At 35.0% G+C, this 12,911-nt stretch carries 15 protein-coding genes; 1 reads left to right on the top strand and 14 read right to left on the bottom strand.

Features of this window, described 5'->3' with window-relative positions; all coding sequences use genetic code 11:
* The 3 genes from AC5LWL_RS08925 to AC5LWL_RS08915 all read right to left on the bottom strand — a co-directional run bounded on the left by AC5LWL_RS08925 (position 1) and on the right by AC5LWL_RS08915 (position 2,752).
* Positions 1-924: a PLP-dependent cysteine synthase family protein gene (locus AC5LWL_RS08925; RefSeq protein ID WP_493433985.1), complete on the bottom strand. Its 924-nt coding sequence runs from the start codon at positions 922-924 to the stop codon at positions 1-3.
* Positions 925-1,403: 479 nt separating this feature from the next.
* Entirely contained in the window at positions 1,404-2,102 is a 699-nt protein-coding gene (gene mtnN, locus AC5LWL_RS08920; protein ID WP_493433984.1) for a 5'-methylthioadenosine/S-adenosylhomocysteine nucleosidase, read from the bottom strand.
* 14 nt (positions 2,103-2,116) lie between these two features.
* Positions 2,117-2,752: a class I SAM-dependent DNA methyltransferase gene (locus AC5LWL_RS08915; RefSeq protein WP_493433983.1), complete on the bottom strand. Its 636-nt coding sequence runs from the start codon at positions 2,750-2,752 to the stop codon at positions 2,117-2,119.
* A 188-nt stretch (positions 2,753-2,940) separates the two neighbouring features.
* Between AC5LWL_RS08915 and AC5LWL_RS08910 the strand changes: the two genes are divergently transcribed.
* Positions 2,941-3,147: a DUF2536 family protein gene (locus AC5LWL_RS08910; protein WP_493433982.1), complete on the top strand. Its 207-nt coding sequence runs from the start codon at positions 2,941-2,943 to the stop codon at positions 3,145-3,147.
* 83 nt (positions 3,148-3,230) lie between these two features.
* Here the strand turns inward: AC5LWL_RS08910 and AC5LWL_RS08905 are convergent, their stop codons facing one another.
* The 11 genes from AC5LWL_RS08905 to AC5LWL_RS08855 all read right to left on the bottom strand — a co-directional run bounded on the left by AC5LWL_RS08905 (position 3,231) and on the right by AC5LWL_RS08855 (position 12,897).
* The gene (locus AC5LWL_RS08905; RefSeq protein ID WP_493433981.1) at positions 3,231-3,881 is read right to left on the bottom strand and encodes a DUF1510 family protein; all 651 of its coding nucleotides are present in this window, start codon (positions 3,879-3,881) and stop codon (positions 3,231-3,233) included.
* Between the two features lie 113 nt (positions 3,882-3,994).
* On the bottom strand, positions 3,995-5,767 hold the full coding sequence (locus tag AC5LWL_RS08900) for a peptidoglycan D,D-transpeptidase FtsI family protein (protein ID WP_493433980.1): 1,773 nt from the start codon (positions 5,765-5,767) through the stop codon (positions 3,995-3,997).
* Between the two features lie 56 nt (positions 5,768-5,823).
* Positions 5,824-6,294, bottom strand: a complete 471-nt coding sequence (gene greA / locus AC5LWL_RS08895) for a transcription elongation factor GreA (RefSeq protein ID WP_493436572.1) — start codon at positions 6,292-6,294, stop codon at positions 5,824-5,826.
* A gap of 333 nt (positions 6,295-6,627) precedes the next feature.
* Positions 6,628-7,263: a uridine kinase gene (gene udk, locus AC5LWL_RS08890; RefSeq protein WP_493433979.1), complete on the bottom strand. Its 636-nt coding sequence runs from the start codon at positions 7,261-7,263 to the stop codon at positions 6,628-6,630.
* 4 nt (positions 7,264-7,267) lie between these two features.
* Positions 7,268-8,536: a peptidase U32 family protein gene (locus AC5LWL_RS08885; protein WP_493433978.1), complete on the bottom strand. Its 1,269-nt coding sequence runs from the start codon at positions 8,534-8,536 to the stop codon at positions 7,268-7,270.
* Positions 8,537-8,557: 21 nt separating this feature from the next.
* Entirely contained in the window at positions 8,558-9,487 is a 930-nt protein-coding gene (locus AC5LWL_RS08880) for a peptidase U32 family protein (protein ID WP_493433977.1), read from the bottom strand.
* Positions 9,484-10,131, bottom strand: a complete 648-nt coding sequence (locus AC5LWL_RS08875) for an O-methyltransferase (protein WP_493433976.1) — start codon at positions 10,129-10,131, stop codon at positions 9,484-9,486. Before AC5LWL_RS08875 ends, AC5LWL_RS08880 begins: the two co-directional genes overlap by 4 nt.
* 290 nt (positions 10,132-10,421) lie before the next feature.
* Entirely contained in the window at positions 10,422-11,507 is a 1,086-nt protein-coding gene (gene mltG / locus AC5LWL_RS08870; protein ID WP_493436571.1) for an endolytic transglycosylase MltG, read from the bottom strand.
* A gap of 398 nt (positions 11,508-11,905) precedes the next feature.
* On the bottom strand, positions 11,906-12,196 hold the full coding sequence (locus tag AC5LWL_RS08865; protein ID WP_493433975.1) for a DUF1292 domain-containing protein: 291 nt from the start codon (positions 12,194-12,196) through the stop codon (positions 11,906-11,908).
* 13 nt (positions 12,197-12,209) lie between these two features.
* A complete protein-coding gene (gene ruvX, locus AC5LWL_RS08860; RefSeq protein ID WP_493433974.1) occupies positions 12,210-12,626 on the bottom strand; it encodes a Holliday junction resolvase RuvX in 417 nt (138 codons plus the stop codon).
* Positions 12,627-12,630: 4 nt separating this feature from the next.
* A complete protein-coding gene (locus tag AC5LWL_RS08855; protein WP_493433973.1) occupies positions 12,631-12,897 on the bottom strand; it encodes an IreB family regulatory phosphoprotein in 267 nt (88 codons plus the stop codon).
* Positions 12,898-12,911 lie beyond the last annotated feature (14 nt).

Raw genomic sequence — 12,911 nt, 5'->3', positions numbered from 1 at the left:
TTAAATACCCCCTTCATAAATTTTTTTGCTTATATAGCGATCGCTTCCATCGGGGAAAATCACAACAATATTTGAACCTTTTTCAGCCATTTTTGCTTCTAATAAAGCAGCATGCAACGCAGCACCAGACGAACTTCCAACAAGCAACCCTTCTCTTTTTGCCAGTTCCTTTACATTCTCAAAAGCATTTATATCTGCAATTGTATGAATTTGATCAAAGTAACCTGGATCCATATATGTTGGTAAAAATTCCATGCCAATTCCTTCTGTCTTATGAGTACCAGCTTTTCCTCCATTTAAAATAGAGCCTTCTGGTTCCACAATCACCGTCTTTATCTTTTTATTTTGTTCTTTTAAGTAGCGGGACGCTCCCATAAAAGTTCCACCAGTTCCTGCCCCTGCCACAAAAACATCAACATGATGATCTAATTGTTCCCAAACTTCAGGACCTAACGTTTTATAATAAGTATTTGGATTTGCCTCATTTTCAAACTGACCTGGAATATAGGAAAGCGGAATTTGTCTTTGCAGCTCTTTCGCTTTTTGGATAGCTCCCTGCATTCCTAAATGAGTAGGAGTATTTACAACCTCTGCCCCTAAAGCCATCATAATTTGTTGCTTTTCCATACTGAATTTTTCCGGTACACATACAATGACTTGTATGTTTTTATTTAGAGCTGCTAATGCAAGACCTATTCCTGTGTTTCCAGCAGTCGGTTCGATTACTGTCCCACCAGCTTGCAATTCGCCGCTTTCTAGAGCATTATTAATCAGTTCATACCCCAGTCTGTCTTTAATACTGCCACCAGGATTAAAATATTCTAGCTTTGCAAATAAACGGACTTCTGCTGGCAAAGGAAATTGTGTTAATTCCATCATTGGTGTTTTGCCAATTAATTGATGAATGTTTTGGTACACCTTCACTGCTTTTCCTCCTTTTCCCTTATTTTTTATCAAATATAAGAGATTGTTATCCAAGCTAATTTCGTGAATTTTATTGCGATCAACAAGTAAATTGATTTAGAGCTGCCTTTTGTATCCTAGACAACTTTCCGAAGTAACTGAACAGTTATTCAGCAAAATTAGAGGTTATAATTTATTTTTCTTAGAGGAATAGTTGGTTTTATATAAAAAAAGCAGAAGGTTACCCATGCTTTACAAACTCATGATAACTTTCAACCTTTTTTATGCTCTCGATAAATCTGCAATCAGAATGTACTTCGCTTTTTGTGGGGCTATCGGATGCCCATCCATGCAGGTGCTCTGGCGGGATCTCGCATGTCCCGCAAATCTCGTAGGAGTATTGCTTCAAACATAGACAATAAACCGAAATGGAGATCTGCTGCTTTTCGTGGGACATACGAATCTTTATTAGTATAAGTGTCCTAGGTGAACTATACGTATCATTTTTCTATTCTAGAAATAATTTTCAATACTAAATTTGCTGAATGAACTGCTGCTTTTTCTAAATATTGATCAAAAGAAATATTTGATTCTTTCCCAGCAATATCGGATAAAGAGCGAATAATCACAAATGGGAGTTCATACTGATAAGCAACTTGTGCGATGGCTGCTGCTTCCATTTCTACTGCTTGCAAACCTGTAAATTTACTTTTAATAAAAGCAGCTCTTTCTGGATCATTTATAAAGGAATCTCCCGTGGTAATTAATCCTTTTACAACCGCATGATCACCAATCTCTTTTGCACTTTCCTCTGCTATCTTAATAAGCGTCTCTTGCGCTTGAAAGCTTGGCGGCATTTGCGGCACCTGACCATATTCATAACCAAAGATTGTTGCATCAACATCATGATGGCGAACCTCTGTTGAAATAACTACATCGCCGACATGTAGATCAGGATTTAACCCGCCGGCAGAACCAGTATTAATCAGATAATCTGGTTTAAATGTTTGCAAAAGAATCGTTGTGCTCATAGCAGCATTCACTTTTCCAATTCCAGATTGCAATAATACTACTTCTTTACCAAATAAAGTTCCTTCTATAAATGAAAAACCTGCAATTGTATGCTCTTGTTTAGTTGTTATTTCTTCTCGTAGTAACGCAACTTCTTCTTCCATTGCTCCGATGATTGCTATTTTCATTTTTTAACCTCTTTCTACTTTTTTACCCCTTCCATAATCCAAACAAAATCATTAAATCGTTTAAATGCAACAGTAAATCCTTGTTCCTGCAAAATATTCGTTAAAACAGGAATCGTAGTATAGTATTCACGCTTTAAATCTTCTGCTAAATGATGAAAGCCAAGTTTGACAGCATTGTCAATTGCTTGATGATAATCCTCTTTTGATTCAAACATGGTATCTGCAAAAACTATTTTACCATCAATCGGCAAGTAATTACTATATTGAATAATGGCATCTTTTTTTTCTTTGTCCGTTAAATGATGGAAGGCATACGTACTTACAAACGTATCTGGCGTCTCATTTAACTCAAATTGAAGAAAATCACCATCTTTTATTATTGTCTTATCGCCAATCTTTTCTTTTGCCAATTTACGCATAGCTGGAGATGGCTCTATTGCCGTTACAGAAAATCCTTTATCAATCAACTTTAAGGTTAAGTTTCCTGTACCAGGGCCGAATTCTACAATATGGCCAAATGAGCGGTCAGCCACTTCTTGCAGAATCTCTTCATAATGTCGAAAAACCTCTTTATATTCCCTGTCGTTTGTTAAACTTTCATCATAAGTATCAGCCCACTGTTCAAAGAGCTCAATAAATTCTTTCCCCACAAATAACCACATCCTAATTATATAGTGTATAATTCTTATGAATATACTATGAATTAGGTGATGACGTGTTCTTCATTTACCATAAGTTTCTGTTTAAAATTTTTTCAGGAAACACTTTCACTCTTTGTTAACAGGAAAATGAAACTTATGATACAATAGTGATTGTTTTGAGGAAGGAAGGATAAAAAATGAATATTCAGCTGGATATAATGGAGGATAAAATTGAGTTTTTTGAGGGAGATAATTTAAAAGCTATCGAAAAAAGGATAAATGAACAAGTTGAGATAAATAAAAATATTCTTTTGTCTGTTCATTCCGTCAACCATCACACTGTTATCCTTGAAAACGGAAGACCTTATTATACAGCAGTCGTCCATTTTAAAGTGAAAAAGTAGAGCCCTTTATTGTATGATTCGAGCTTTTTAAATGATATTGTGAACTACCAGCGGGAGAACTTTCTCTCACTGGTAGTTTCACTTTATCTGATATTAAGATCTTTGACTTCTTCAACTTTTGTAGGTTTCCAGCCTTTACCGTCAACCCACTCTATATATACTCGAAATTTTTTCGATTTATCTTTAGAAGAAACTGTTCCAATTGATTTTTGCGGATCTTTATTATTATTACCTAAAAACCAGATAACCATATCGGATTCATCAAGACCAGTTCCATAAGCAAGCGCTTTTTCTTGTTCATTCCAGTCTACTCCTCCTTGATAGGAAGCAGCATGCTCTCCAGTCTGTGTCGTACCAACAGGCTCCCAAGCAGGATTTTCAATTGTTTTCACGACATTAGAATCACTGCCACCTTCTGTTACAATTGCATCCCCATCTGTTTTGCCTGCTTCTTCATCGGCTATTTCATCTTCTTCGGTACTATCCTTCTCGTTAGAAGCGCCATTAACGGCTGCCGCCTTATCTGTATCTTTATTTGTCTGTTCTGTTTTTGCACTATTTTTATTTGATTTATCTGCATTTTTATGATCATTATTACTAAAGATAGAATAGGAAACGAACACAATCAGTAAAATCACAAACACGATTAAACTATTTAATATAAGATTGGTTTTCTTCCTTTTAGAGCGCTGTTCAGAACGGCTTTGACTATTGTTGTTAGCTTCACTGCTCAAAGTGTTTCTCCTCCCTATAATTACCAATTACCTGTTCCATTTATTGTTTAGCAAGGCTGTACATATTCTATCATGAGAAAGCACGAGTGAAAAGTATTATGATAATTCAGCAACTATTTTTCCATTTCCTCCAACTTATGATCATGCTCATACGTTGCCTTTACCATTTCAGCAAATAATGGATTAACTCCCCCTTCATCTGAATAAACCCCTAAATTTACGGTGACTAATGCATATTTCGGATTTTTATAAGGAAAATATCCTGCGAACCATTTATTATGCAATTGTTTTCCCTCTTTCATTACTCCCGTTTCTGCCGTTCCTGATTTTCCTGCTACTTCATATGGTAAATCTTGAAACCACCTTCCCGTTCCTTTATCATTTATCACCACTTCTCTCAGCAGTTTTTGTAATTTTTCTGCTGTAGGAGAAGATATAGTATCTCCTGGCAAATTCTCTTGTTTAAATTTCAGCAGCGTACTGCCATTCTTATAATCTATTTCTGAAGCAACTCTGACGCTTTGTTTTTCTCCTCCTCTAGCAATCGTAGCCATCATATTAGCGATTTCAAGAGGGGTTACCCTCACCTCATTTTGTCCAATGCCTGTTAAAGCTACATAGTTTTTATCCTTTTTGGCATCTTCTGATAAAAACACTCTACCCTTTTCTTCTTCTGGCAGCTGTTTAAAATCCGTTGTGTGATATACGTCCCCTTCCCAGCCAACAGTTGATGTCAATGCTAGCTTCTCCGCATATTCCTCCAGTAAATTCTCATCAATATCCTTCAATTCTTTCGCAATTGTAGCAAAAGTATTATTACAGCTTACAGCAAAACTATTTGTGAAATTTAACATTCCATGCTGATAGGTCGTATCAGGTTCTCCATTAATTTTTCTGCTGCAGTCATATGTACGTTTATCATCATCAAGCTTATGATCAATCGCTGCAGCTGCTACAACCGTTTTAAAAACAGAACCAACGATTTGCTGTTTTAACATATAATTGTTTATTCCTTCCGTTTCAAAAGGATTGCTGCTATTAAGATGTGGTCTTGATACCATCGCTGCTATAGAATTCGTTTCTAAATCCAACAAAACTAATCCGCCTTTTTTAATTCCCTGTTCGTCTACTAATTTTTCAGCAGTTTCTTGGAGCTCTTTATCCATTGTTGTTTTTATATTCACAGGATAAAAAGGATTTCCAGGTTCTACATATTTTACATTAATACCAAACAATGGACCGCCAGTTGCATCAACATGATAAACTAATTTCGCCTCACCGTCAGGGAGTAAAAACTCATCAAAGCTTTTTTCCAGACCGGTAACGCCAACTAATGTATCATAGGACAGCTTTTTATCTGGATACCTTTTGGCTAGCAGCGCTTCATTTTGCCCGGTAATTCCAATTAATTGCTGAGCAAGATTATTTTTTAAATTATATTTTTTATCAACTGCAAACACACCTGGAATTGCTAATTTGTTTATCTCTTCACATTGCTTTGCTGTAAGTGTATTTGGCGTATTTCCGCCAAATACAACTGGTTCTTTAGCATTTTTAACTGCGTTTATTAAATTGTATTCAGAAACGCCTATAATATCCGCTATTCTTCTATGATTCCACTCCATATTTTGTAAAAAAGGAAACAGGATTAACACTTTTTGTGTACGCTGTGTAATCGAGTTCCCGTTTTTATCTAAAAATCCGCCTCTGCCATTATCTAAAATCATCTCTTGTGATCGTTGTTTTACACTTGCTTCTACTAAATTAATATGATGTTTAGTAAAATGTTCTGTTTGCACAAGCTGAACTTGAACTAAACGCGCAAGTAATGCTCCTAATAAGAGTAAAAATAATACCGTGATGCTAATCGCTCTTTTTCTCCACATAAAAAAACACCTCATCAAAAGTGTTGACGAGGTGTCTGCATTTCAAACCAATATTATTATTTAATTGTGACAATCTGTACATTCATTTCTCCACCAGGAGTTTGTACTACTACTTTATCGCCAACTTTTCTGCCGATAAGGCTTTTTGCGATTGGTGAATCATTTGAAATTTTTCCTTCAAATGGATCAGCTTCAGCACTCCCTACAATCGAATACGTTTCTTCATCTCCATCTGGAAGTTCAACAAACGTTACAGAGCTTCCTAAAGACACAGCATCTGTATTAATTTCAGCAATGATCTTAGCATTACGAATCATGTTCTCAATAGTAGTAATACGGCCTTCCACAAATGCCTGCTCTTCCTTTGCAGAATCATACTCCGAATTCTCTGATAAGTCTCCGAAGCTTCTTGCTATTTTAATCCGTTCTACTACTTCTTTTCTTTTTACCGTTTTTAATTGCTCTAATTCTTGTTCTAACTTTTCTTTACCAGCTAATGTCATAGGAAATACTTTTTCCATCGTAATTTTCCACTCCTTCAAGTTTCCATAACCATCTTTGTTTATAGAATGTTTTTGTATGTATAAGAGATTTAGCGCGCCTAATAAAGACGCGCTTTTTATGCTAATAGGAAGAGTTTAATACGTATTACGAAAAAAAGAAAGCATTTTTTCTATTTTGTAATAGTAATGATATACATTCTTTCCCATATATATACGAATAAAGAATCATTCCCTCGCTAATTAAAATAGCAAAAACTGTTTATTCTGCTGCAAAAGTAGAAAATAAACCAAAGCCTGAAGTTCCTGCAAAATGAGGTTTTCTTCATTCTGAACAAATAATCTTTATTTGCTATTGTTTCATAAAAGTGATTTTTGTTCAAGGATTGTTTGTATTTTTGTTACCATTAAATCAATGGCAACATGATTATGTCCACCCTCAGGAATAATAATGTCTGCATATCTTTTCGTTGGTTCAATAAATTGATTATGCATTGGCCGAACTACATTAACATATTGATCGATAACTGAATCCATTGTTCTCCCGCGATCTTGAATATCACGCAGCAGTCTTCTAATAATTCGAAGATCAGCATCTGTATCAACAAATAGTTTAATATCCATCAAATCGCGAAGTCTTTCATCTTCTAGAATAAGAATTCCTTCAATAATAATAACATCTTTAGGTTCTACTGTAATAGTCTCTTCCGATCTCGTATGAATAGCATAATCATATACCGGCTTATTTATTGTTTCATACTGTAATAATCTTTCAATATGCTCAATAAGCAGCTCTGTATCAAAGGCAAGTGGATGATCATAATTTGTTTTTAATCTTTCTTCAAAAGGTAAATGAGATTGATCTTTATAATAAAAATCTTGTTCTATCATTAAAATCGAATGATCATTAAAACTTTCAAAGACTGCTTTGGATACACTTGTTTTTCCTGATCCAGATCCACCAGCGACACCAATTACAACCGGTTTTCGTAACATGAGATTAGAGCTCCTTCCGCATCATATTGTTAGGGTATACAGGATGGTCTACTTTAAATTGAACAATTTGAAGCGGATGTCTTGCTGCATCAAGAACGTTTCCTTTTTCATCCCATAATTCGTCAACAATCATTGTAAAATTATCTATTTCCGGACCAAAAAACTCAATTTCTTGACCTGGTTTAAAATGATTTCGCTGCTGTAATGTTACGATTTGCGTTTCTTTATTATAATCAAGCACTAAACCAGCAAAATCAAAGGCAGTCTTTTTGCTATGATTTCCAAACATTTGCTCTTTATACCCAGGCTGTCCTTCAAAAAACGCTGGTGCTGTCTCTCTGTTTGCACATTTATCTAATTCCTGCAGCCATTCCTCACTTATAACAAAATGATCTGGATCTGCACAATATGCATCAATTACTTTTCGGTACACACTGACTACTGTCGCAATATAATGGATCGATTTCATTCTTCCCTCAATTTTTAAGCTGTCAATACCAAGCTCAATCATTCGAGGAATCGATTCAATTAGTTTTAAATCTTTGGGACTCATCGCAAAAGGAGCATCTTCTTCAGAAAATAAAGGGTTTTCCTTTTTATCTTCCAATTTAAACAAATCATAGTCCCAGCGGCATGACTGACAGCATCCCCCACGATTAGAGTCTCTTGCAGTCATATGATTGCTTAATGTACATCTGCCAGAATAAGCAATACACATAGCACCATGAATAAATGTTTCAATTTCGATATCTACCTTTTCTTTCATTTCTTCGATTTCATCCGCGCTTGTTTCACGAGCCAACACTACTCGCTCCAAACCCTCTTCTTTCCAATATTGAACCGCCTTCCAATTGGAAAGAGATTGCTGCGTGCTTAAGTGTACTTCAATTTCTGGAGCAACTTTTCGGCATGTCTCGATAATTAATGGGTCTGCCACAATGATTCCATGTATTCCTGCATCTTTTAAGCCCAATAAATAATCTTCTAAGCCATCTATGTTTTCATTATGAGCGAAAATATTGGTTGTTACATAAATTTTCGCATGATATTTTTTAGCAAACTCCACTCCTTCTTTCATTTCTTCAAAAGTGAAATTCCCTGCATTTGAACGAAGGCCGTATTCTTGACCACCAATAAATACAGCATCTGCTCCATATGCTACTGCGATTTTTAGTTTTTCTAAGTTCCCTGCTGGCGCAAGTAATTCCGGTTTCTTTACGATCACTCTTTTTCCGTCTCTTATTTCGGATATCGGCGTTTTTACGATTGCCATATTGCCTTCCCCCTTTTCTTCTTAATAGACTGTTTCTTTAAAGAAAAATCCTGTATCAAGCGGTCTGTTTACCGGTTGAATTTTTTCAATTTCTGAAAAAAACACTTCTTTTTCTTCTTCATATTTGTCTGCATCTTGACAGTATAAATCAATAGCTTTACGGTAAATGCTTGTTACTGCTTGGATATAAGCTGAATCTTTTAATAAACCATCAATTTTAAAAGAATCAATACCAGCATCGATTAAATCTTGCAATTCATCCACTATACAAATATCATTTGGACTCATTATGTGGGTGCCATTTTCATCTTCAAATATTGGATATTTATTATTACGTTCGTTATCATGAAGAAAAAGATCTTTTTCCAATCTTTGTTCTTCCATTTCTGCTTCTTTTCCTTGATATTGAAAATAATGACCAAGTAAAGAACGTTTTGATTGGAACATCGTTGTCATTCCATGTACTTGAATTTCTATTTCTACTTCTGCATTTTCTTTTATATCAATGATGCTGTCCATGCTAATTTCTCTTGCTAGCACGGAACGTTTAGCCCCTCTTTTTCCCCAGTAATTACATGTATACCAATTCGTTCCTGTTGTCTCCGTACTCCAATGTAATTTCATGTCTGGAGCTACTTCACGTGCAACCATTAATACTGCAGGATCACCATAGATAAGCGCATCTGCTTGTACTTCTTTTAAGAACGCAATATAATCATACAACTCATCAATTTTATCATTATGAAAGATTGCATTTAAGGCTACATATACTTTTTTATCATTTGCATGTGCCAATTCTAACGCCTTTTTAACATCTTGTCGTTTAAATTCACCAGCTAAACGCAACCCATACTTCTGCTCTCCAATAACAAAAGCATCTGCTCCACACTCTATCAGTGGTTTAATGTCATCGATACAATTTGGGGTAACGAGTAATTCAGGTTTTTTCATGATTCTCTCCTTCTTTTGCTAATAGCTATTCCATCCCCTACAGGCAAGATAACGGTATCGTATTCTGGATGATTCATTAGCCATTGATTATAGTTATTTATTTTTCTTACTAATTGTCTTACATTTCTGCTCTCAATATTTTCACTCGCTACTAAACCGTGAAATAATACATTATCTGTAAACACAATACATTCTTTTGTTAACATTTTTGTATATATATCAAAGAACTTTCGATACTGGCTTTTTGCTGCATCAATAAACAATGCATCAAAAGGTCCGTATTGTTCTATTTTTTCTGGTAAATCGAGAGCATCACCTTGGATTAAAACAATCTGCTCTTCTTTTTGGAATTTACTCACGTTTTGTTTCGCTAGCTTGTAGCGATCTTCATCTCTTTCGACAGAAACTATTTTGCTGCCAGGCAGAGCATCCGCCATTCTTAATGCAGAATAACCAATAGCAGTGCCAATTTCGAGAATTTTTTTGGGTTGCTGAATACGTAATAGCTGCAATAAGGATTCTATTCCAACAAGCTCCATAATCGGCACATCATTTTCATGAGCGTATTGTTCTATTTCTGTGAATTGCTCACTTCTGTTTGGAATTAAATTTTCCAAATATGCGTTTATTTTATTTCCTTGCATATTAATCAACACACCCCTATTAAGAAAAGCGCAAGCGCTACAGCTTTTATACGTTTTTATCTTTAAAAGATTGTTCATTATAGTCTAAGTATTTTCTTAAAAAATATCTCTCCACCTGAAAATAGTTAGCTTCTTTTAAAAAAGAACCTAACAAAGACAAACGAAGAAGCGATTTATGACAGATAGCTTCCATATCTTATAAAAAACAACGCACTTAAAAACACTTGTACTATTTTAACACAAAATGAGAGGGAAAGCGAACGAATCTGCTTTCCCTTCTTAAATTTATATTATTGGTTTGTTATATATTTTTCTTTTAATTTATTATGTTCTTTTAATGTTTTCGAAAAATATACTTTTCCATCTTTTGAAGCTAAAAAGTATAAAAAGTCTGTTTGATCTGGATGTAGTGCTGCTTCCATAGACATAGTACCAGAATTGGCGATCGGTCCTGGCGGCATTCCTTTGTTTTTATACGTATTATATGGGGACTTCACTTCCAAATCTTTATACGTAACTTTTGCTTTATGTTTTCCTTGTGCATATAAAACAGTAGGATCCGTTTGCAGCGGCATTCCTTCTTTAATCCGATTATAAAATACACTTGCGATTTTATCACGATCCGCTTTTTGTGTTGCTTCTTTCTCTATAAGAGAGGACATGGTCAGAAATTGATGTACGGTCAATTCATTACTTTCCATCTCTCCTTGATAATTTAGTACAATGCTTTCCGTTTTATCTAACATTACTGTTACAATATCCGCGAGAGAAGGATCTTTTTTATAAAATGAATACGTGGCAGGGAAAAGGTATCCTTCTAAAGGATGCTTCACATTTTTCGCTAAAATTTCCGTTGTTAACATATCCGGATATTTATTCATTAGCGTTTGAATAAAGCTTTCATCGTTCAGTTGCTTCGTAATATCTTTTTCTTTTTGATTCGTTTTTTTGGCAATTAACGCCGCAATTTCATCTAATTGCTTTCCTTCTGGAATCGTTAATGAGAATATTGGCTTTTGTAGAATTTTTCCTGTTTTTAAACTGTCGACTATTTGGGTAAATGTCATGGAAGGATTCATATGATATTCTCCAGCCATAAAATTGGATTCATTTTTAAATTTCACATAATACTTAAACACTCTAGCATTTTTTACTAACCCTTTATCTTCTAGTGCTTGAGCAATGCCTGATACGCTTGACCCGATTGGAATATCAACTATTATTTCTTTTTTACTGCCAGGATCAACAGGCTTCAAAGCAGATTTAATATACAAATAGCCAGTCGTTGCCACAATCCCAATGACTAAGATTAATGCAATTGCAGTAATGCCTACAATTTTCCTCACTATTTTTGCTTCATTTTGTCTTTCAGCCATTTTCTCTAAAAACAACTCTTTCTTATTTTTTTCTTCTTTCTTCCCCTCTTTATTAAAAAACAATTATTTCCCTCCTTGCTACAGGACGTAAATCTACCTGCAAAAAAACTCATATCTCGACTCATTATACTATATTATTGATGGGAAGTCGCAAAAAATAGCGAAAAGAGGGAAATATAGTAAAAATTCGATTTGCTTTGAATTCCATAATGCATGCAGTAAAAACGAGGAGACTGGACATCTGCCATCCATTCTTGTTTATCGGGAATTTCATTGTGTATTTTCTAAATTTAACCACTCGTCCTCTATCATTATCCTCTTTTCTCCATTAAAAAGAGACGATCTTTTATAGATCGTCTCAGAGTTTCGAAAAAGTATAGCTGCTACTTTCAGCGTTATTATTCCTCGTCTTGCTTTTCAAGGAATGTATTTAACATTTCTTCTACTAAATCCCACTCTTCATCTGATTCGATTGGAGAAAGTTCACCATCACCAGTCTCTTCATTTGGAATAAAAGAAGATGCATGGATATCAATTTCGTCATCCTCATCGTCATTTTCTCCCATTGGGTAATAGAGCACATAAGACTTTCCAAATTCTTCTGATTCAAATGTAAAAAGGATTTCACATAACTGCTCGTTTCCTTCCTCATCCACTACTGTAATTGTATTTGTTTCACCATGTTCCATTTCTTTCACCTCATTATTTCTGGCTATCTAAGTAGCCTTGTAAAATCATCGATGCCGCCATTTTATCTATTACTTTTTTTCTCTTTTTTCTGCTGACATCTGCTTCCAAAAGAATTCTTTCCGCTGCCATTGTTGTTAAACGCTCGTCCCACAAAACAACTGGAATTCCAAACGCTTCTTCTAGCTGCTTTGCAAAATGGATGCTGGCTTCTCCACGAAATCCAATACTGCCATTCATGTTCTTAGGAAGTCCAACAACTATTTTACTCACATCATGCTCAACAATCAATGCTTCTATTCGACTAAATCCTAATTCATTTTTCTCTTCATCAATCTTTATTGTTTCTATACCTTGTGCTGTCCAACCAAATGCATCACTTATGGACACACCCACAGTTTTTGAGCCTACATCCAAGCCCATTATTCGCATTTCGTTATTCCTCTCGCTGCTGTTTTAAGTAAGACTTAACCAACTCTTCAATAATTTCATCACGCTCAAGCTTACGTATGATATTACGTGCATCCATATGTCTAGGAATATAAGCAGGATCTCCTGAAAGTAGATAACCAACTATTTGATTAATAGGGTTATAACCTTTTTCTTGAAGTGCTTCATATACTTGATATAAAACCTCTTTTATATCATGTTCATATGGTTCTTCAGGAAAATTGAATCTCATTGTTTTGTCGAATGAGCTCATAATACAACACCTCA

The sequence above is a fragment of the Niallia sp. WK069_GA_01 genome (genome assembly GCF_983173855.1).
Note: the sequence above shows the minus strand (reverse complement) of the source record. Positions and strands in the feature narration are given on the sequence as shown.

What these genes read in the sequence shown, in the direction of transcription:
- AC5LWL_RS08875 (WP_493433976.1), bottom strand. Translation starts at nt 10,131, where the DNA reads ATGCAAGGAAATAAAATAAACGCATATTTGGAAAATTTAATTCCAAAC.
- udk (WP_493433979.1), bottom strand. Translation starts at nt 7,263, where the DNA reads ATGTTACGAAAACCGGTTGTAATTGGTGTCGCTGGTGGATCTGGATCA.
- AC5LWL_RS08900 (WP_493433980.1), bottom strand. Translation starts at nt 5,767, where the DNA reads ATGTGGAGAAAAAGAGCGATTAGCATCACGGTATTATTTTTACTCTTA.
- AC5LWL_RS08910 (WP_493433982.1), top strand. Translation starts at nt 2,941, where the DNA reads ATGAATATTCAGCTGGATATAATGGAGGATAAAATTGAGTTTTTTGAG.
- AC5LWL_RS08885 (WP_493433978.1), bottom strand. Translation starts at nt 8,536, where the DNA reads ATGGCAATCGTAAAAACGCCGATATCCGAAATAAGAGACGGAAAAAGA.
- AC5LWL_RS08855 (WP_493433973.1), bottom strand. Translation starts at nt 12,897, where the DNA reads ATGAGCTCATTCGACAAAACAATGAGATTCAATTTTCCTGAAGAACCA.
- ruvX (WP_493433974.1), bottom strand. Translation starts at nt 12,626, where the DNA reads ATGCGAATAATGGGCTTGGATGTAGGCTCAAAAACTGTGGGTGTGTCC.
- mltG (WP_493436571.1), bottom strand. Translation starts at nt 11,507, where the DNA reads ATGGCTGAAAGACAAAATGAAGCAAAAATAGTGAGGAAAATTGTAGGC.
- AC5LWL_RS08865 (WP_493433975.1), bottom strand. Translation starts at nt 12,196, where the DNA reads ATGGAACATGGTGAAACAAATACAATTACAGTAGTGGATGAGGAAGGA.
- AC5LWL_RS08880 (WP_493433977.1), bottom strand. Translation starts at nt 9,487, where the DNA reads ATGAAAAAACCTGAATTACTCGTTACCCCAAATTGTATCGATGACATT.
- mtnN (WP_493433984.1), bottom strand. Translation starts at nt 2,102, where the DNA reads ATGAAAATAGCAATCATCGGAGCAATGGAAGAAGAAGTTGCGTTACTA.